16 protein-coding genes are annotated in these 18,482 nt (G+C 64.7%); 13 read left to right on the forward strand and 3 right to left on the reverse strand.

The genetic code is table 11. The features are described 5' to 3' along the window. Positions 1-113: 113 nt before the first annotated feature. From AC3A6I_RS19705 to AC3A6I_RS19735, 7 genes are all read left to right on the forward strand, one after another. Positions 114-1,709, forward strand: a complete 1,596-nt coding sequence (locus AC3A6I_RS19705; protein WP_487545572.1) for an ABC transporter substrate-binding protein — start codon at positions 114-116, stop codon at positions 1,707-1,709. A gap of 36 nt (positions 1,710-1,745) precedes the next feature. Beyond that, a complete protein-coding gene (locus AC3A6I_RS19710) occupies positions 1,746-2,789 on the forward strand; it encodes an ABC transporter permease (protein ID WP_487545685.1) in 1,044 nt (347 codons plus the stop codon). A gap of 1 nt (position 2,790) precedes the next feature. Further along, positions 2,791-3,723 (forward strand): nickel transporter permease, encoded by a 933-nt coding sequence (gene nikC / locus AC3A6I_RS19715; protein WP_487545573.1) that lies wholly within the window; start codon positions 2,791-2,793, stop codon positions 3,721-3,723. Next, entirely contained in the window at positions 3,720-4,574 is an 855-nt protein-coding gene (locus AC3A6I_RS19720) for an ABC transporter ATP-binding protein (RefSeq protein WP_487545574.1), read from the forward strand. The genes nikC and AC3A6I_RS19720 overlap by 4 nt, the downstream gene beginning before the upstream one ends. Next, on the forward strand, positions 4,571-5,347 hold the full coding sequence (locus AC3A6I_RS19725) for an ABC transporter ATP-binding protein (RefSeq protein WP_487545575.1): 777 nt from the start codon (positions 4,571-4,573) through the stop codon (positions 5,345-5,347). The genes AC3A6I_RS19720 and AC3A6I_RS19725 overlap by 4 nt, the downstream gene beginning before the upstream one ends. A 47-nt stretch (positions 5,348-5,394) precedes the next feature. Beyond that, positions 5,395-6,540: a mandelate racemase/muconate lactonizing enzyme family protein gene (locus AC3A6I_RS19730; RefSeq protein ID WP_487545576.1), complete on the forward strand. Its 1,146-nt coding sequence runs from the start codon at positions 5,395-5,397 to the stop codon at positions 6,538-6,540. Positions 6,541-6,671: 131 nt separating this feature from the next. Beyond that, positions 6,672-7,388 carry a FadR/GntR family transcriptional regulator gene (locus AC3A6I_RS19735; protein ID WP_487545577.1) on the forward strand — a complete coding sequence of 239 codons (717 nt, stop codon included), beginning with the start codon at positions 6,672-6,674 and terminating at the stop codon, positions 7,386-7,388. 3 nt (positions 7,389-7,391) lie between these two features. Here AC3A6I_RS19735 and AC3A6I_RS19740 read toward each other — a convergent pair whose 3' ends face one another. From AC3A6I_RS19740 to AC3A6I_RS19750, 3 genes are all read right to left on the reverse strand, one after another. Beyond that, positions 7,392-8,105 (reverse strand): ribonuclease activity regulator RraA, encoded by a 714-nt coding sequence (locus AC3A6I_RS19740; RefSeq protein ID WP_487545578.1) that lies wholly within the window; start codon positions 8,103-8,105, stop codon positions 7,392-7,394. An 81-nt stretch (positions 8,106-8,186) separates the two neighbouring features. After that, positions 8,187-9,008: an NAD-dependent epimerase/dehydratase family protein gene (locus tag AC3A6I_RS19745; RefSeq protein WP_487545579.1), complete on the reverse strand. Its 822-nt coding sequence runs from the start codon at positions 9,006-9,008 to the stop codon at positions 8,187-8,189. 13 nt (positions 9,009-9,021) lie between these two features. Beyond that, positions 9,022-9,744 (reverse strand): FadR/GntR family transcriptional regulator, encoded by a 723-nt coding sequence (locus AC3A6I_RS19750; protein ID WP_487545580.1) that lies wholly within the window; start codon positions 9,742-9,744, stop codon positions 9,022-9,024. 227 nt (positions 9,745-9,971) lie between these two features. Between AC3A6I_RS19750 and AC3A6I_RS19755 the strand changes: the two genes are divergently transcribed. The 6 genes from AC3A6I_RS19755 (at position 9,972) to AC3A6I_RS19780 (ending at position 18,475) form a co-directional block, all read left to right on the forward strand. Continuing rightward, positions 9,972-11,159, forward strand: coding sequence for a mandelate racemase/muconate lactonizing enzyme family protein (locus AC3A6I_RS19755; RefSeq protein ID WP_487545581.1), 1,188 nt, complete (start codon positions 9,972-9,974; stop codon positions 11,157-11,159). Positions 11,160-11,406: 247 nt separating this feature from the next. Further along, on the forward strand, positions 11,407-13,314 hold the full coding sequence (locus AC3A6I_RS19760) for an ABC transporter substrate-binding protein (RefSeq protein ID WP_487545582.1): 1,908 nt from the start codon (positions 11,407-11,409) through the stop codon (positions 13,312-13,314). A 69-nt stretch (positions 13,315-13,383) separates the two neighbouring features. After that, on the forward strand, positions 13,384-14,367 hold the full coding sequence (locus AC3A6I_RS19765; RefSeq protein ID WP_487545686.1) for an ABC transporter permease: 984 nt from the start codon (positions 13,384-13,386) through the stop codon (positions 14,365-14,367). 4 nt (positions 14,368-14,371) lie between these two features. Then, positions 14,372-15,511, forward strand: a complete 1,140-nt coding sequence (locus AC3A6I_RS19770) for an ABC transporter permease (protein ID WP_487545583.1) — start codon at positions 14,372-14,374, stop codon at positions 15,509-15,511. Between the two features lies 1 nt (position 15,512). Continuing rightward, positions 15,513-17,249: a dipeptide ABC transporter ATP-binding protein gene (locus AC3A6I_RS19775; protein ID WP_487545584.1), complete on the forward strand. Its 1,737-nt coding sequence runs from the start codon at positions 15,513-15,515 to the stop codon at positions 17,247-17,249. Positions 17,250-17,263: 14 nt separating this feature from the next. Then, entirely contained in the window at positions 17,264-18,475 is a 1,212-nt protein-coding gene (locus AC3A6I_RS19780; protein WP_487545585.1) for a mandelate racemase/muconate lactonizing enzyme family protein, read from the forward strand. Positions 18,476-18,482: the final 7 nt, after the last annotated feature.

Here is an 18,482-nt window from a genome sequence, read left to right on the forward strand (position 1 = left end):
TTTGCGCCTAGTCCGTTTGTCCACATAGTTGCGAATTAATTTGACAAGATAGATGCTCCAGCCCAAGTTTCGTGGGCGCCACTCGCGTGGTGCACCCAGGAGGAGGGAGAAGCATGAGGATTAGGACCCTGGCGGCCGCCGGGCTGGTTCTGGCTGCGTCGCTGACGGCCGGCTACAGCCCCGTTCTTGCCGCGACACCGCCGAACATGCTGGTTATCGGCACCGGCCTGACCGGCATCCGCACGTTCGATCCGGCCGACAATAACGCGCGCACGGCGTCGGAGCTGATCACCAACGTCTACGACACGCTGGTCATGACGACCGCCGACGACCTGCAGACGCTCAAGCCGATGTTGGCAACCGAATGGACCACTTCAGCTGACAACAAGGTCATCACCCTCAAGCTGCGCAGCGACGCAAAATTCCACAGCGGCAACCCGGTAACGGCCGATGATGCGGCCTGGTCGCTGCAGCGCATCATCAAACTGGGCCGGGTCGGCTCGACCGATTTCGCGCTCTGGGGCTTTACGCCCGAGAATGTCGACCAGCTGATCCGCGCTGTCGATCCGACCACGCTCGAGATCGAGCTGGCCGAACCGGTCAGCGTCGATCTGGTGCTCTATTCGCTGGCTGGCGCATCGCTCGGCATCATCGACAAGCAGGTCGCGATGAGCCACGAGGTCAACGGCGACATGGGCGCCGAGTGGCTCACGGCCAACACTGCTGGCGGCGGCCCGTTCGTGCTGACGCAGTGGCGGCCGAACGAGCTCGCGATGTTCGATGCCAACAAGGACTACTGGGGCGGCGCCCCGGCGATGCAGCGCGTCGCGGTCCGCCATATTCCGGAGTCTGGCAACCTGCGTCTGCAGATCGAAGCCGGTGACCTCGACGTCGCGCATTACGTGGCGGCGGGCGATCTCGAAGCACTCGAGAGCAACACCAATGTGGTGATCGATAACGTGCCGGGCCTCGGCTTCTACTACCTGGCGCTCAACCAGAAGGACCCGGACCTGTCAAAGCCGCTGGTGCGGCAGGCCCTGCAGCATGCCTTCGACTGGGAGCCGGTCTCCAAGACCATCATGAAGTATACGGGCTTTCCATGGCAGTCGATGATCCCCAAGGGCATGATCGGCGCGCCAGAGAACGGCACCGACCGGCATAACTACGATCCGGAGCTGTCCAAGAAACTGCTGGCCGAGGCGGGCTATCCGAACGGGCTGAAGAAGCTGCTGAACCCTGCTGGTTCCGGTCACCTGCCGTGGACAGAGGCGCTTCAGGCCAGCGCCAAGGCGGCGGGCTTCGAGTTCGACCTGGTGCCGGGCGAGTTTACTCCCGCCTTCCGCGAGCGTGATTTCGTGGCCTTCACCGGCAACTCGGGCGCGCGCCTACCCGATCCGTTCGCGGTGGCGACGCAGTATGCGTACAACCCGGACAACAGCGACGAGGCGCGTCTCGCCAGCTACTACCTGTGGCGCGTCAGCCAGCAGTCCGAGGAGCTGAACGAGCTGGTCGCGCAGAGCAAGAGCGAACTCGATCCGGCCAAGCGGGCCGAACTCTTCTCCACCATGGAGCAGAAGTTCGAGGAGATGGATCCGGCACTGATCATCTTCTTCCAGCGTACGGACCCCTATGTGATCCGGACCAACGTGAAGGGCTACCTGGGCCATACGACCTGGTCCACCCGCTGGCACCCCGTCACCAAAGAGTAGGCGGTGACCTCGCTAACCACATCCGGAACCGACGGTCTGCCGAAAGGCAGGCCGTCGCCTTCCCGGGCTCGCCACCTCGCCGGCCGCATCTTCGGCCGTGTGGTGTCGATCCTCATCACCTTGATGGGCCTGCTGGCGCTGACCTTCTTCATGGGTCGGCTGCTGCCGGCCGACCCCGTGCTCGCCATTACCGGCGCAGAGGTCAGTCGCGAAGTCTATGACCGTGTCTACCACGAGCTTGGGCTGCACCTGCCGATGTGGCAGCAGTTCCTGAACTATGTCGGAAACGTGCTGACCGGAAATCTCGGCGTGTCGACCACGACCGGGCAACCAATCATCCAGGACCTGATGACGGTGTTTCCGGCGACGATCGAGCTGGCGCTGATCGCGGTGGTCGTCGGGGTTGGGCTCGGGGTCCCGCTGGGCATCACCGCCGCGGTGCACCGCGGCAAGCTCATCGACCATGTCGCCCGGCTGATCGGCCTGGCAGGTAGCTCGATCCCGAGCTTCTGGCTCGGCTTGATGGCCCTGTTTGTATTCTACGCGCAGTTGCGCTGGGTGGGCGCTTCTGGCCGCATGGAGGTCTTCTATGAGGGGCTGGTGACGCCGATGACCGGCTTCCTGCTGCTCGACTCGGCGCTGCAGCAGCAGTGGGACGTGTTCCACAGCGCGCTCAACCATATCATCCTGCCCGGCACGATCCTGGGCTATTTCTCGGTCGCCTATATCAGCCGCATGACGCGCAGCTTCATGCTGGAGCAGTTGAGCCAGGAATACATCATCGCTGCCCGCGCCAAGGGGCTGGGCAAGAACGCGGTGATCTGGCGGCATGCCTTCCGCAATATCCGCGTGCAGCTCCTGACCATCGTGGCGCTGACCTTTGGCGGCATGCTCGACGGCGCGGTGCTGATCGAGACGGTGTTCGCCTGGCCCGGGCTGGGCGGCTACCTGACTCGCGGGCTGCAGATGAACGACATGAACATCGTCATGGGGGCGGTGCTGCTGATCGGCGTCGTGTTCCTGACCATCAACTTCATCTCCGATCTCCTGTACCGGATCTTCGATCCGCGGACGCGCTGATATGACGATGCAAGCTACAAACGCTCCACCCGTCACAACCGGCCTGCGCGGTTGGCTGACGGCGCCGCAGCCCGGCAGTCGCTTCCAGGCTTCGGTGCAGCAATTCTACCAGGGTTGGCTCGCCTTCTGCGGTCATCCCCTCGGCGTGGTCGGGCTGATCATGATCCTGCTGCTGATCCTCGTCGCCGTCGCGGCGCCGCTGATCACCAGCTACGATCCGATCGCGCAGGATCTGTCGAGGCGGCTCGCCGCGCCCTCGGCCGAGCATATCCTGGGCACCGACAGTCACGGCCGGGATGTCTTTTCCCGCATCGTCTATGGGGCGCGCACAACGCTTTACATCGTGATGCTGGTGACGGTCATCGTGGCGCCGATTGGCCTGCTGATCGGCACCACCGCCGGCTATTTCGGCGGCTGGGTCGATGAGGTGCTGATGCGCATTACCGACATCTTCCTGTCCTTCCCCGGGCTGGTGCTGGCGCTGGGCTTTGCCGCGGCGCTCGGGCCGGGGATCACGAATGCCATCGTTGCGATCTCGCTGACGGCGTGGCCGCCGATCGCCCGACTGGCGCGGGCCGAAACGCTGACGCTGCGGCAGGCGGACTATATCGCGGCGGTGCGGCTGCAGGGCGCTTCGGCGCCGGCGATCATCTTCCGGCACATCCTGCCGATGTGCATTCCGTCGGTGATCGTGCGCGTGACGCTCAACATGGCGGGCGTGATCCTGACCGCGGCGGGGCTCGGCTTCCTGGGGCTCGGCGCACAGCCACCGGCACCGGAATGGGGCTCGATGGCCGCGACCGGCCGCGAGTTCATGATCGACAGCCCGTGGGTGATCGCGGCGCCCGGCATCGCTATCGCGCTGGTCAGCCTCGCCTTCAACCTGTTCGGCGACGCGTTGCGCGACGTGCTCGACCCGAGGGGCAGCGAATGACCGGCAAGCTCCTCGAAGTCGAGAACCTGCAGGTCGGGTTCGGAGGCGGCAAGGTGAAGGCGGTGCGTGGCGTCAGCTTCTCGCTGGGTCGCGAAAAGCTCGGCATCGTGGGCGAGTCCGGTTCGGGCAAGTCGACGGTGGGGCGGGCGATCATGCGGTTGCTGCCGTCGACGGCGAAGATCACCGCCGACCGGTTCGCGTTCGACGGCATCGACCTGACGCGCGCCGATGAGAGGCAAATGATGGCGCTGCGTGGGCGCCGTATCGGGCTGATCATGCAGGACCCGAAATACTCGCTCAATCCGGTGATGCCGGTGGGCGAGCAGATCGAGGAGGCGTATCGGCTGCACGGGCCCAAGGGCACCAGCCGGCAGCAGGCGCGGGCCAAGATGCTGGAAATGCTGGCGGCGGTGCAGATCCGCGATCCGGAACGGGTGGCTGGGCTTTATCCGCACGAGGTGTCGGGCGGCATGGGGCAGCGCATCATGATCGCCATGATGCTGATCGCCGAGCCGGAGATGCTGATCGCGGACGAGCCAACCTCGGCGCTGGATGTCACGGTGCGACTGGAAGTGCTCGGGCTGCTGGACGAGCTGATCGAGCGGCGGAACCTGGGGTTGATCTTCATCAGCCATGACCTGAACCTCGTGCGCGGATTCTGCGACCGGGTGCTGATCATGTATGCCGGCCGCATCGTCGAGACGATTGCGGCGGCGGAGCTCGACAATGCCAAGCATCCCTACACGCGCGGGTTGCTGGCCTCGATGCCGGTCATCGACCGGCCGCCGGCGCCGCTGCCGACGCTGAAGCGCGAGGCCTCGTGGCTGACCGACGGCGAGGTGGCGTCATGATCGGCATCAGGAACCTCAGCGTTTCGTTCGACCCGTTCGCGCCGCCAGTGGTGCGTGGGGTGAGCTTTGAGGTGAAAAGGAGCCAGGCCTTCGGACTCGTCGGTGAATCCGGCTGCGGCAAGACCACGGTCCTGCGGGCTTACTCGGGGCTGGTGCGCAACTACCATGGTGAGCTCTCGCTGGATGGCGCGCCGGTCGGCAAGCTGCGGAACAAGGCGTTCTACCGCCGGGTGCAGATGGTGTTCCAGGACCCGTACGGGTCGCTGCATCCGCGCAAGACCATCCGTTCGCAGCTGATGGAGCCGTTGCGCAACCAGGGACTGGACCGCTCAGCGGCAAAGATCGACGACGCGCTGGTGGCGGTGGGCCTCGATCCCTCGTTCAGCTATCGCTTTCCGCACCAGCTGTCGGGCGGGCAGCGGCAGCGCGTCGCCATCGCGCGGGCACTGATCCTCGAGCCGGACGTGCTGCTGCTCGATGAGCCGACCTCGGCGCTCGATGTGTCGGTGCAGGCGGAGATCCTCAACCTGCTGACGACGCTGCGAGAGGAGCGCCAGCTGACCTATCTACTGGTCAGCCACGACCTCGCCGTCATCGCTCACATGTGCAGCGAAGTGGCGATCATGCAGGCGGGCGAGATCGTCGAGCAGGTGCCGATCGAGCGCCTGCGCAGTGGAGAGCTCGAGCATCCCTATTCGCAGCGTCTGCTGGCGGCGAGCCAGACCTATGGCAAGGCCAAGCCGGTCGGGGACCGGCAGCGGCAGGACGCTTAGCCGCGAGCAGTTCAGTATTTTCAGGGTTTGAGGGGAGGAATAGCGACATGAAGATCACGGCCTTGAAGACGTATATGCAACGCGTCGACAAGCGTCCGCGCCTGCTCGTCAAGATCGAGACGGACGAGGGCATTTCGGGGTGGGGCGAGGCCTACAACCACGGCCCCGACCGCGCGCTGGTACCGCTGCTCGAGTATATGTTCATGCAGTTCCAGGGCGAAGACCCGCGCCGCATCGAATACATCAACCACAAGCTGAACCAGCAGTCGCGCTTCCCGCCGGGGGCACTGGGTTTTGCGGCGATCGCGGCGATCGACCATGCGCTGTGGGACATTGCCGGCAAGGCGGCCAACCTGCCGGTTTACATGCTGCTGGGTGGCAATGTGCGCGACAGGATCCGCGTCTACGCCACGCTGGGCAGCTTCAAGGCGCGCGATGCCGATGAGGGCGTCGATTTCATCAACAAGATCCACGCCGAGCGCGGTTACACTGCCTTCAAGTTCAGCCCCTATCGCGGCGACATGCACCAGAAGACGTGGTGGGAAGTCTGCAAGGACTCGGGCGACTATTTCGGCGAACTGCGCAAGCGCACGCCGAGCCATTTCGAGTATGCGTTCGATGCGCATGCGCGCATCTGGGAGCCGTACCAGGCGATCCAGCTGTCCGACGCGCTCGCGCCCTACAACCCGATGTTCTACGAGGAGCCGATCCGGCCCGAGCACATTCCGGCGTGGGCCGAGATGAAGGCGAAGATGCGGGTGCCGCTCGCAACCGGCGAGTCGCTCTATTCCCGCTACGAGTTCCTGTCGCTGCTGAGCGCGCGTGGGGCCGACATCATCCAGCCCGATATCTGCGTGGTGGGCGGCTTGACCGAGATGCGGCGCATCGGTGCCCTGGCCGAGGCCCACTATGTCTCGGTCGCCCCGCATAACCCGATGGGGCCGCTGGCGACGGCGCAGAACGTGCACTTCAGCGCAGTGCAGCCCAACTTCAAGATTTTGGAGTTCCACGAGGCGAAGTACGCGCCGTGGTGCAAGGATCCGTATCTGCCCGTTGACGGGCATCTCGAGCTCCGTCCGGATCGGCCAGGCTGGGGCATCGAGATCGACGAGAGCGTGCTCGACAAGGACGACTACATCCACTGGGAGCGCAAGATCGTCATCAAGCCCGACGGTGCGACGGCCTATCCCTGAGCCGCGGTCTTGCGGTATTTCCGGCGCTCTCGGGTGTAACCTGATGCATTGACAAGACGACGCCGGCTTCTGCATTCGATCCACCGGTGGGTGCCCGGCAACGGGCTGCCGCCGGCCTGCGTGAGAAGACGATGAGCAGCCTCAACATCCAACCGGCGCCCAAGCGCCGGCTTGCCGACATCCTCTACGGCCAGCTGCTTGAGCAGATCATGCAGGGCTCGCTGGTGCGCGGGCAGAAGCTGCCGAGCGAGAATGCGCTGTCCGAGGCGTTCGGCGCGTCGCGGCCGGTGGTGCGCGAGGCGTTGATGCGGCTGCAGGCCGACGGGCTGATCGAGGCACGCCGTGGATCGGGCACGTACCTCGCCCGTACGCCGCCGCCCGAGGTATCGCGCTTCGTCGAGTCGTCCGATTTCGCGCGCTACCTGCGTACGTTCGAGGTACGTATTGCGCTTGAGACGGCAACGTCCAAGTTCGCGGCGCGGCGGCGGAGCGAGGACGATCTGGCGGCGATCAAGCGCGCGATGGATTCCTTCGCGCAGGCGCTGGAGGCCGACCAGCCGGCCCGCACCCTCGACGTCGGCTTTCACCACGCCATTGCGGCGGCGACCGGCAACGACCTGTTCGTGCGCCAGCTCGCCGACCTGACGGCGGAGATCGAGGGCGTGATGAACATCGCGCTCGGTCTTACGCGGCTCGGTTCGGCGGAGCGGCGAGCGGCGGTGATGCACGAGCATCGGCAGATCGTCGATGCCATCGAGATGGGCGATGCCGATCTCGCTTCGACATATATGCGCTTCCACCTCAGCCAGGCACGGCGACGCGTCACCGACGTGACGCGCCAGCCCTGACGGCTATTCAGCCGGAACGCGTGCGGCGCGCCATTTGGCGTAATCTGCGCGGGCATCGTCCTCGGGCGGATAGAGGCCGTGGGTGCTGGCACCAGCGGCGACGCGTTCCATCACATAATCCTCGAACTGGGTCTGCTCCCACGCCTCGTCGGCGACTTCCGCCGCGATGTGCTGGGGGATGACCACGATGCCTTCGGCGTCGCCAACCAGGATATCGCCTGGATAGACCGGCACGTCGCCACAGCCGATCGGCTGGTTCACGTCGAGAGCGTGATGGCGGATCAAGTTGGTCGGGGCGCTGGGGCGGCTGTGATAGGCAGGGAAGGGTAGCCTGGCGATGTCGGGGCTATCGCGAAAACCGCCATCGGTGACGATGCCGGCCGCGCCGCGCTGGAACAGGCGGGTGACGAGGATGCCGCCGGCTGATGCCGCCGACGCATCCTTGCGGCTGTCGATCACCAGCACATGGCCTTCTGGGCAAGTTTCGATGGCGATGCGCTGCGGGTGCTTGCGGCCCTCGAAGGCGCTGGATTTATCGAGATCCTCGCGCGCCGGGATGTAGCGCAGGGTGAAGGCCGGGCCGACCATGCGCGGTGCGTCGGGATTGAGCAGATGGACGCCGCCGATGAAGGTGTTGCGGAAGCCATGCTTCATCAGTACCGAGGTGAGCGTCGGTGTCGATACGTCCCTGAGCTTGCTGCGAACGGTCTCGTCCATCTCTATTCCCCTTTGCTCCGTTCCGACGGTGCTGGCCTCGTCAGACGGTGAATGTCAGATTTCCGGCCAGCCTCAGGCGAGCTAGCGGCGACGGATAATTCCGTCGTGGTCGTAGGTACAGAAGGTCGCGCCCTGAAAATACTCGCCGACCGGGTTGGCATCGGCGGGTACCGGCTTGAAGGCGTCCGGATGCGCAAAGTCGCGGATCATGTCGCGCGGGACGTAGCCCAGTTTTTCGGCTTCGGAATTGTCCCACCAGGTGCCGCCGCCGGCTGACACACCGAACACGGTCTTCACGTCGACATCGGGGTGCGTGAGGCCGATGATGCAAAGCCGGGTGAAATCGCCGGGGCTGATCCAGACATTCAGCGAGCGCGGAGCGCGCGGCATGTCCTGCGCATTGCCGATGCGGACGATCAGGCTGCGGACGCCGTGCTTGTCGTAGTACATGCTGGCAACCAGTTCGCCCCAGCATTTGGTGAGCCCGTATATGCTGTCGGGCCGCATGGGCGCGTCGGTCGAGACGACGACATCGCGCGGATAGAAGCCGGTGGCGTGGTTGCTTGAGCCGAGTACGACGCGCGGCACACCTGCCTGGCGGGCCGCCTCGTAAAGATGGCTGGTGCCGATCACATTGGCCTGCACCATATCGGTGAGGGCCTTCTCGCTCGGAATGCCGGCGAGATGGATGACCCCGTCCATGCCCTGCATCGCCACCACGGCCTCGTCCAGCCGGGTGAGGTCGGCGCGCATGAAGGACTCGTTGGCGGCCAGTGAGGCGGGCTCGACGATGTCGACGATCCGCACGTGCTTGACCTGCGGGGAGAGGATCTTGCGCATCGCGGTCGCAACCCGACCGGACCCGCCGGTGATGGCGATGGAAAGCTGAGCTATATCGGCCATCTGCCTCTCGTTCTCACGTGTTCACGCCCTCGAACATGCGGTGCCGGGCGTTGAGGATGTGGGTGCGCATGGCGCTGGTGGCGGTGTCCACGTCGCGGCGGCGGATAGCCTCGACCACGACGACATGCTCGTCCTGGACTTCGCGCAACCGATCGTGCGGACGCCGTAGCGTGAGGTTGCGCGATACGTTCATGCCGGCCAGCACATGCGGCCGCAGCATGCGCTGCACGAGGCGGTGGTAGTTGTTGTGCGTGGCTTCGGCGATGCTCTCGTGCAGGTCGGCATCTTCCTCCGCGCCGATGAAGCCGTCCGCGATGCAGCGCTCGAGTACATCCATGGCGGCGTCGATCCGGTCGATGTCGTCCTGCTCCCAGCGCAGGGCGGCGAGGCCGGCGGCCGAAGGTTCGGTGTTGGCGCGGAACTCGAAGCACCGCTGCAAGTCGCCCAAGGTGCCGATGGGCGCGAGTTCGAGGATAGAGGGGTCGGGCTGGCGGCGCACGTAAGAGCCGGAGCCCTGGCGTGACACGACGATGCCGTCTTCCTTGAGCCGCGCCAGGGCCTCGCGCACTACGGGACGGGAGGCGCTGAACATCTGGCACAGCCGGGCTTCGGACGGCAGCCGCGCGTTGGGCGCGAAGTCGCCGCGGGTAATCATGGCAAGGATGCCGTCGTAGATGGTGGTGCTCAGCCGGAGGGGCTGGGCATCGTCGCGGGCTAAGGCGGGAGATGAGGACATGAAGGCGTTCGTTGGGATTGTTTCGGCAAATGCTCCCAGCTGTACCGCCTGCTCCTCCCAAGAGGCGGCATCGGGCGCTCGGCCCGGCTGGTCGCGTTCCTACCGCGTGCCACTCCGCTACCAGCATGTCAATACTTGTATGTTGCTGGTGAACATGTAAGCCTTCTGACTCAAACGGCCGGGATTGGTGGGGGAACCGCCGCGCACCGGCGTAGGCGAGGGGCATAATGAAGATCGATCGGATGCGGGTGTTCATGACCCGCGACAAGGACCGGCCGCGCGTACTGGTAGCGCTCGACACCGATGATGGCATCACCGGTTGGGGCGAGTGCTACAACCATGGGCCGGACCGCGGCCTGCCGCCTATCCTCGACTACTATGCCGGGTTCCTGGCCGGGCAGGACCCCATGCGGGTCGAGTATCTGACGAATTATCTGATCGTGCAGTCGCGCTTCCCGCCGGGGGCGATGGGGCTGTCGGCGATCTCGGCCATCGACCATGCGCTGTGGGACATCGCGGCCAAGGCGTTGGGGGTGCCGGTCTACCAGCTGCTGGGCGGCAAGGTGCGCGACCGGATCAAGGTCTACAACGGCGTCTATACGGCGCCCGATGTGCCGCTGGCTGTCGAGGCGTTGGACGAACTCAACACGAACTGGGGTTTCAAGGCCTTCAAGCTCAGCCCGTGGCGTAACGACATGCACGCCAATCGGTGGGGCGAGGTGGTTCGGGCGAGCGCGGAGTATTTCCGACAGCTGCGCGAAGCGGCTGATCCGGCTTACGAAATCGCCTTCGATGCGCATGCGCGCATCTTCGAGCCCGTGCAGGCGCGACAACTCGGCAACGCGCTGGCGCCGTATGATCCGCTGTTCCTCGAGGAACCGTTGCGGCCGGAGAATATCGATGCCTGGGGCGAGCTGAAGCAAGGGCTGCAATGCCGGCTCGCGACGGGCGAGTCGCTCTACAATCGCTTCGAGTTCCTGCGGCTGCTGCAGGCCAAGGGAGCCGACCTGATCCAGCCCGACATCTGTGTGGTCGGCGGTATTACCGAGATGCGCCGCATCGCGACGATTGCCGAGGCGCATTACGTGACGGTGGCGCCGCACAACCCGATGGGGCCACTGGCGACGGCCGTGAATCTGCACTTCGCCGCCGCGACGCACAACTTCACCATTCTCGAGTACCGGCTGCCGGACGGCGACAACTACATCTACGGCGGTACCGAGCTTCAAAAGAAGACCGACTCGAGCCGTTACGTCGTCGATCCGTATCTGCCGGTCGATGGCTATCTCGAGCTGCGCGAGGATCGTCCCGGCTGGGGCGTCGACATCGACCTCGAGTTCATCTCGACCGACCAGTACGTCCACTGGGAGCGCCGGGTGCCCAAGCGGCCCGATGGGTCCTACGCCTACGTCTGACGATCGTTCGGGACGCGGAGAGGAGCCGTGTTCCGCATAAGAGGGAGTGACTTGTAAGAAGTTATAAGTAGGGCGAGGCGCCGATGAGGCGTTTCGTCGACGATGAGGCTTTACTCATTGGCAGAAAAACGCTGAAAATGAGCGGGTTATGGTTGTCTCAGGAGTGTTCGCAGCTCGGAGGGCTGCTCTTGACAGTGCTTTGACAGCTTGAAAAGACTTGTAAAGTTTACCGAGGGAGGAGGAGACCATGGTAAAACTCTTGCCCGCCATCACTGGCGGCATGGTGGCCATGCTGACGCTTGCGTCGGCGGCCTGGGCGCTTGACTACAAGGAAGCGCCGGAACTGGCGGCCGCGGTGGCAGCCGGGACATTGCCGCCTGTCGCGGAACGCCTGCCGGCCAATCCCGAAGTGGTGACGCCGCTCAATGAGGTTGGCACCTATGGCGGCGTGATCCGCTACGGCCTGCGTGGCAGCTCGGATCACAACCACATCCTGCGCATGGTCGGCAACCAGGGTCTCGTGCGCTGGAATCCCGAGTTCACCGCAGTAATCCCGAACGTGGCGGAGCGCTGGGAGGTGAATGCCGACGCCACCGAATATACCTTCTACCTGCGGCAGGGCCTGAAGTGGTCGGACGGTGTGCCGTTCACCGCCGATGACGTGCTGTTCAACGTCGATGACCTGATCCGCAACCAGGAATTCGCGCCGACGCATCCGCGCTACATGTCGGATGGCGAGCCGATGACGGTGGAAAAGATCGACGACCACACCGTCAAGTTCGCGTTCAAGAAGCCTTATGGCGAGTTCCTGAACGAGCTGGCGACCCCGCTGGGCCAGCATCCGGTGCTCTACGCCAAGCACTACTGCCAGCAGTTTCATCCGACATATACGCCGGACCTGACGGCAGCGATGACTGCAGCCGGCGCGGCCGACTGGCAGACGCTGTTCCTGCAGAAGTGCGGCGACATCGAAATCCCGGCACGCTGGGGCAATGCGGAGAAGCCTACACTCGATCCATGGGTCATCAAGAGCCCGTACACGGGCGGCGCGACGCTCGTCACGCTCGAGCGCAACCCCTATTTCTGGCAGGTCGATACCGAGGGCAACCAGCTGCCCTACATCAACACGCTGTCCTCGGACGTGTCGCAGGACGTCGAAAGCCTGATGCTGTCGGTGATCGGCGGCAATATCGACTTCGGCCTGCGCCACATCGATGCGGCGGCCAACCGGCCGGTGATTGCCGAGAACCGCGAGCGCGGCAATTACCGCATGTTCGCTGCCGACCCGGGCGGCGGCCAGCACATCATGATCAACCTCAACCTCGCGCATAAGGACCCGGTGTTCCGCGAGTTGTTCAACCAGAAGGACTTCCGTGTCGCGCTGTCCATCGGGATGAACCGGCAGGAGATCATCGATACCGTGCTGCTCGGCTCGAGCGAGCCCTGGCAGCAGGGCGACTTCGAGGGATCTCCGTTCTACAACGAGCAACTGAGCACCCAGTATACCGAGTTCGATCCGGACCAGGCCAACGCGCTGCTCGACGGCCTTGGCCTCACCCGCGGCGATGACGGCATCCGTCGTATGTCGGACGGGCGACCGGTGAAATTCCTGATCGACGTGATCCCGTCGCTCAACCCGGACTTCGTCGACATCCTCGAAATGATCGAACAGCAATGGGCTGATCTGGGCGTCGACATGGACGTGAATTCGCTCGAGCGCACGTTCTTCTTCGAACGCACGTCGCAGGCCAACGACCATGACGCCGCCGTCTGGGGTGGTGGTGGCGTGCAACTGGTGGGCGTGCCGCAGCAGCTGGTGCCGATCCACCACGATGCACGCTGGGGCATCCCGTGGAGCCAGTGGTACAATACCGGCGGCAAGGAGGGCGAGGAACCGCCCGAAACCGTCAAGCAGCGTATCGCGCTCTACGACCAGTCGCGCAGCACGGGCGATCCGGAAGAACGCCGCAAGCTGCTCATGGAGATCGCCCAGATCGCCGCCGACCAGTTCGAGGTGATGGGCGTCGCCAAGGCGGCGGTGACCTACGGCATTGCCAAGAACAACCTCGGCAACGTGCCTGAGACCATGGTCAATAGCTGGTTCTGGCCGACGCCGGCGCCGGTGCTGCCGCAGACCTGGTACTACAAGCAGTAGCACCACCACCGTGCGCACGGGGCCAACTCGGCCCCGTGCCTCCCAGGCTCCAGCAGGGCAGGGCATATGCTGCTCAACTACATTATCCGGCGAACGCTCTGGGCGATCCCGTTCATGTTCGCGGCCTCGATCGTTGCCTTCGCGCTGATCACGCTGCCGCCGGGCGACTATGTGACGACCTTTGCGCAGACGCTGTCGCAGTCTGGCGACGTTGTCGACGAGGTACGGCTCGAGGCATTGCGCGAGCGCTACGGTCTCGATCAGCCTTTCATCATACAGTATTTCCGTTGGATCAGCGGCGTGCTGGTGGGCGATTTCGGCATCTCGTTCGAATGGCAGCAGCCAGTGGCGGGGCTGATCTGGGAACGGCTCGGCCTGAGCTTCGCGCTCGAGATCTCGACGCTGATCTTTGCGTGGGGCGTGGCGCTGCCGATCGGCATCTATTCGGCGGTACGGAAATATTCGATCGGCGACTATGTGGCTTCGGTCGTCGGTTTCGTCGGCCTCGCGGTGCCGAACTTCCTGATCGCGCTCGTCCTCATGTACATCGCCGTGGTCTATTTCGGCGCCGACGTTTCTGGCCTGTTCTCGCCCGAATATCGCGAGGCGCCGTGGAGCTGGGACAAGTTCCTCAATCTCCTCGCCCATATGTGGATTCCGGTCATCATCCTCGGGACGAGCACGGTCGCGGGGCTGATCCGCATCATGCGGGCCAACCTGCTCGACGAGCTCAACAAGCCCTATGTGACCACGGCGCGGGCCAAGGGACTCAGCGAGTTCAACCTGATCATGAAGTATCCGGTGCGGCTGGCGCTGAACCCGTTCGTGTCGACCATCGGCTGGGCCTTCCCGCAGCTGATTTCGGGTGCGGTGATCACCGCCTATGTGCTGGCGCTGCCGACCTCCGGCCCGCTGCTGCTGCAGGCGCTGCTGGCTCAGGACATGTACCTGGCCGGAGCGTTCATCCTGCTGCTCTGCTGCTTCTCGATCATCGGCATGCTGGTGTCCGACATCCTGCTTGCCCTCGTCGATCCGCGTATCCGGTTCAGGTGAGATGATGGCAGCTGTTGCAGATCCCCGCGCCGCAGACCTTTCGCCCGACGCTCAGGCCAACCAGTGGGTGCTGACCTGGCGCGCCTTCCGCCGCCACAAGCTGGCGCTGGTCAGCGCCGTGGTGGTGCTGCTGTTCGCGCTGGTCGGCATCTTCGCCGAGTTCCTTGCACCCTTCGATCCGAATTCGACCGCATCCAAGGACCTGTACCATCCGCCGCAGGGCATCCATTTCATCGACACGGCCGAGGATGGCAGCTGGACGATCCGGCCGTTCGTCTATGCCCTGAAGGTGACACGCGATCCGCTGACGCTGCAATCGAGCTACGCGCCGGACGAGAGCCGCAAGATTTATCTCAGCTTCTTCGGCGAGGGTTCGGACTACTCGATGTGGGGGCTGATCGACGGCAACCGCCGGCTGCTGACCACGGAGAATCCGAGAGAGCGCTTCTACCTGTTCGGGGCCGACCGGCTCGGTCGCGACGTGTTCAGTCGCACCGTGCACGGCACGCGTATCTCGATGTCCATCGGTCTGCTTGGGGTGACGCTGAGCCTGATCATCGGGCTGATCCTGGGTGGCCTGTCCGGCTACTATGGCGGCACCATCGACATGGTGGTGCAGCGACTGGTCGAGCTGATCCTGTCGCTGCCGACCATCCCGATCTGGCTAGGGCTGAGCGCGGCGCTGCCGCAGGACTGGCCGCCATTGATGCGCTACTTCTCGATCACGGTGATCCTGTCGCTGGTCGGCTGGACGGAGCTGGCGCGCGTCGTGCGCGGTCGGTTCCTCGCGCTCCGCACCGAGGACTTCGTTACCGCGGCGCGGCTCGATGGCGGCAGCCAGGGGCGCGTGATCTTCCGGCACATGATGCCCTCGATGTTCAGCCACATCATCGCCTCGGTGACGCTGGCGATCCCGGCCATGATCATCGCCGAGACGGCGCTGTCCTTCCTCGGGCTCGGGCTGATGCCGCCGACCATCTCGTGGGGCGTGCTGCTGAAAGAGGCGCAGAACGTTCGCTCGATCGCGCAGGCGCCGTGGCTGTTCATCCCCGGCGGGGCGGTGTGCCTTGCCGTGCTGGCCCTCAACTTCCTCGGCGATGGTCTTCGCGATGCCGCCGACCCCTATGCCAACGAGGGTCGCTGACATGGCCGACGACAAAGCACCGCTGCTTGAGGTCAGGAACCTCGTCACGCAGTTCGAGAGCCGGCAGGGTGCCTTCCGTGCCGTCGACGATGTCAGCCTGTCGCTGCAGGCCGGCAAGACCTTGTGCGTGGTGGGCGAAAGCGGATCGGGCAAGAGCGTGATGGCGCGCTCGATCCTGCAGATCGTCGAGAAGCCGGGCCGGATCGCGGCCGGCGAGATCATTCTCAACAAGCACCGCGACAGCCGCGGCAACACCGTGCACGGACCCATCGACCTGGTGCGGCTCGATCCGCGCTCGCAGACTATCCGCGATATTCGCGGACGCGACATTGCGATGATCTTCCAGGAGCCGATGAGCTCGCTGTCGCCGGTGCACCGGATCGGCGACCAGGTCGGCGAAGTGATCCGCGTGCACGAGAATGTCTCGAAGAAGGAGGCGCGTGACCGTACGCTCGAATTGCTGCGCAAGGTGGAGATTTCAAAGCCCGAGCAGGCGATCGACCGCTATCCGTTCGAGTACTCCGGCGGCATGCGGCAGCGCGCCATGATCGCCATGGCACTCGCCTGCAACCCCTATGTGCTGATCGCCGACGAGCCGACCACGGCGCTCGATGTGACCATCCAGGCCGAGATCCTGGCGCTGATCAAATCGCTGCAGGCCTCGAGCGACATGGCGGTGCTGTTCATCACCCACGATATGGGCGTGGTTGCCGAGATTGCCGACGACATCGCGGTGATGCGCTACGGCAAGGTGGTCGAAAGCGGCAGCGTGCACCAGATCTTCGACGCGCCGCAGCATGCTTATACCCAGCGGCTGCTGCAGGCGGTGCGCGAGCTCGACAGGCCGTCAGAGCGGCGGCTGCAGATGCGGGCCGAGCGTGGTATCGGCGAGCCGCTGCTGGTGTCCAATAAGGTGCGCAAGGAGTTCCCGCTGCCCAAGGGCTTCCTTGGGCTGAAGAAGGATATCCTCGTTGCGGTCAACGACGCCGAGCTCGAACTCAGGGCGGGAGAAAATCTCGGCATCGTCGGCGAGAGCGGTTCGGGCAAGACGACGCTCGGGCGCTGCCTGCAGCGGGTCTATTCGATCACCTCGGGCGAGATCCTCTACAAGGGCAAGGACGGCAACACCATCGACCTGGGGCCGCTGCGCGACAGCCAGCTGAAGCAGCCCTGGCGCGATATCCGCATGGTGTTCCAGGACCCGTTCGCCTCGCTCAATCCGCGCATGACCGTGGGCGAGATCATCGCAGAGCCGTTGGTGGCCAGTAATCTGATGCGCGGCCCGGAAGTTGGTCGGCGGGTGAACGAGCTGCTCGACCTTGTCGGCCTGCCGGCATCGGCAGCGACGCGCTATCCGCATGCGTTCTCGGGCGGGCAGCGGCAGCGCATCTCCATCGCGCGGGCTATCGCACCCAACCCGCGGGTGATCATCGCCGATGAGGCGACCTCGGCGCTGGATGTGAGCCTGCGGACGCAGATCCTCGATCTGCTGCTCGACCTGCAAGAGCGGCTGCAGCTGAGCTTCATCCTGATCAGCCACGACATCTCGGTGATCCGCTATTTCTGCGACCGGATCGCGGTGATGTATCGCGGACGGGTTGTCGAGATGGGCGACACGGAAACCGTCTGCACCCAACCCCAGCACGATTACACGCGCGCCCTGCTGTCAGCGGTGCCGGTGGCTGATCCCAGCCAGCGCGGCACCCGCGAACGGTTGCGGTATCGCGAAGCCAACTAGGAGGACTACGGCAGGTGAAGATTACGGAGATCAGGACCTACCTGATGCAGGTTGGTGGCCCGCTGGCGAATGTCGTTACCGACGACGCCATCGGCGGGACGAAGGGCGACTTTCGCGGCTCGCGCAACTGGCTGTTCGTCAAGGTGATGACCGACGCGGGGATTTACGGCGTGGGCGAGTGCTCGGGCTGGCCCAAGGTGATCGAGGGGGCGGTCAAGGATCTCTCCAATCTGCTTGTCGGGCAGGATCCCGGCAATATCGACCTCTTATGGAACAAGATGCACACCGCCACCATGGGCCACGGCCTGCTCGGCACGGTGGGCGGTGGCGCCATGACCGGCATCGAGATGGCGCTGTGGGATATCAAGGGCAAGGCTCTGGGCCAGCCAGTGTGGAACCTGCTCGGCGGCCGCTTCCGCGACAGGATCCCGGTCTATGGCCACGCCAAGACGCGCGAGCGCGCCGACCAGCTGCTGGCGCTCGGCTACAAGGGGCTGAAGGCGGGTGTCGTCACCTACAAGGATGTCGAGGCGGTGTTCGACCTGCGCTCGCATGTGGGGCCAGATATCGACCTGATGGTCGATGCGCATGGCCCGCCGTGGTTCACCACCGCCGATGCCATCGCGGTCGGGCGTGAGCTCGAGGGGGCGGACCTGCTGTTCTACGAGGACCCGGTGGCGCCGGAAAACCTCGACGCTCTGGCGCGGGTGCGGGACTCGGTGGATATCCCGATCGCGGCGGGCGAACGCGTGTCGACGATCTGGGGCATCCGACCCTATGTCGAGCACGAGCTGGTCGATGTGATCCAGCCCGATACCGGCCGCGCCGGCGGCATCACCCAGATGCGCAAGATGGCCGCGATGGCGGAGGCGCATTACATCACCATGGCGCCGCACTCGGGCTCGCTCGGGCCGGTGGCAGAGTTCGCCGCGCTGCACGTGATGGCGACGATCCCCAACGCGCTGCTGCTCGAAAAGCTGGAGCTGGACTGGGCCGGCCGCAACACGGTGATCACGCCCACACCGACGCTGGTCGAAGGGCATCTGCTGGTGCCCGACGTGCCGGGGCTGGGGGTCGACATCGTCGAGGACGAAGTCGCAAAATACCCCAGCAAGATGAACATCATCGTCGATTCCGGCGCTGACCACTACGAGCCGGGGACGATCGGCGAGGCTCCCTATTTCCAGACCCGCATGCGGCGCTCGAGCCTGCATCGGACCAGTTGAAGAAACG

The sequence above is a fragment of the Devosia sp. Soil_C_22 genome, from assembly GCF_057657195.1.

What these genes read in the sequence shown, in the direction of transcription:
- AC3A6I_RS19705 (WP_487545572.1), top strand. Translation starts at nt 114, where the DNA reads ATGAGGATTAGGACCCTGGCGGCCGCCGGGCTGGTTCTGGCTGCGTCG.
- nikC (WP_487545573.1), top strand. Translation starts at nt 2,791, where the DNA reads ATGACGATGCAAGCTACAAACGCTCCACCCGTCACAACCGGCCTGCGC.
- AC3A6I_RS19720 (WP_487545574.1), top strand. Translation starts at nt 3,720, where the DNA reads ATGACCGGCAAGCTCCTCGAAGTCGAGAACCTGCAGGTCGGGTTCGGA.
- AC3A6I_RS19725 (WP_487545575.1), top strand. Translation starts at nt 4,571, where the DNA reads ATGATCGGCATCAGGAACCTCAGCGTTTCGTTCGACCCGTTCGCGCCG.
- AC3A6I_RS19730 (WP_487545576.1), top strand. Translation starts at nt 5,395, where the DNA reads ATGAAGATCACGGCCTTGAAGACGTATATGCAACGCGTCGACAAGCGT.
- AC3A6I_RS19735 (WP_487545577.1), top strand. Translation starts at nt 6,672, where the DNA reads ATGAGCAGCCTCAACATCCAACCGGCGCCCAAGCGCCGGCTTGCCGAC.
- AC3A6I_RS19740 (WP_487545578.1), bottom strand. Translation starts at nt 8,105, where the DNA reads ATGGACGAGACCGTTCGCAGCAAGCTCAGGGACGTATCGACACCGACG.
- AC3A6I_RS19745 (WP_487545579.1), bottom strand. Translation starts at nt 9,008, where the DNA reads ATGGCCGATATAGCTCAGCTTTCCATCGCCATCACCGGCGGGTCCGGT.
- AC3A6I_RS19750 (WP_487545580.1), bottom strand. Translation starts at nt 9,744, where the DNA reads ATGTCCTCATCTCCCGCCTTAGCCCGCGACGATGCCCAGCCCCTCCGG.
- AC3A6I_RS19755 (WP_487545581.1), top strand. Translation starts at nt 9,972, where the DNA reads ATGAAGATCGATCGGATGCGGGTGTTCATGACCCGCGACAAGGACCGG.
- AC3A6I_RS19760 (WP_487545582.1), top strand. Translation starts at nt 11,407, where the DNA reads ATGGTAAAACTCTTGCCCGCCATCACTGGCGGCATGGTGGCCATGCTG.
- AC3A6I_RS19770 (WP_487545583.1), top strand. Translation starts at nt 14,372, where the DNA reads ATGGCAGCTGTTGCAGATCCCCGCGCCGCAGACCTTTCGCCCGACGCT.
- AC3A6I_RS19775 (WP_487545584.1), top strand. Translation starts at nt 15,513, where the DNA reads ATGGCCGACGACAAAGCACCGCTGCTTGAGGTCAGGAACCTCGTCACG.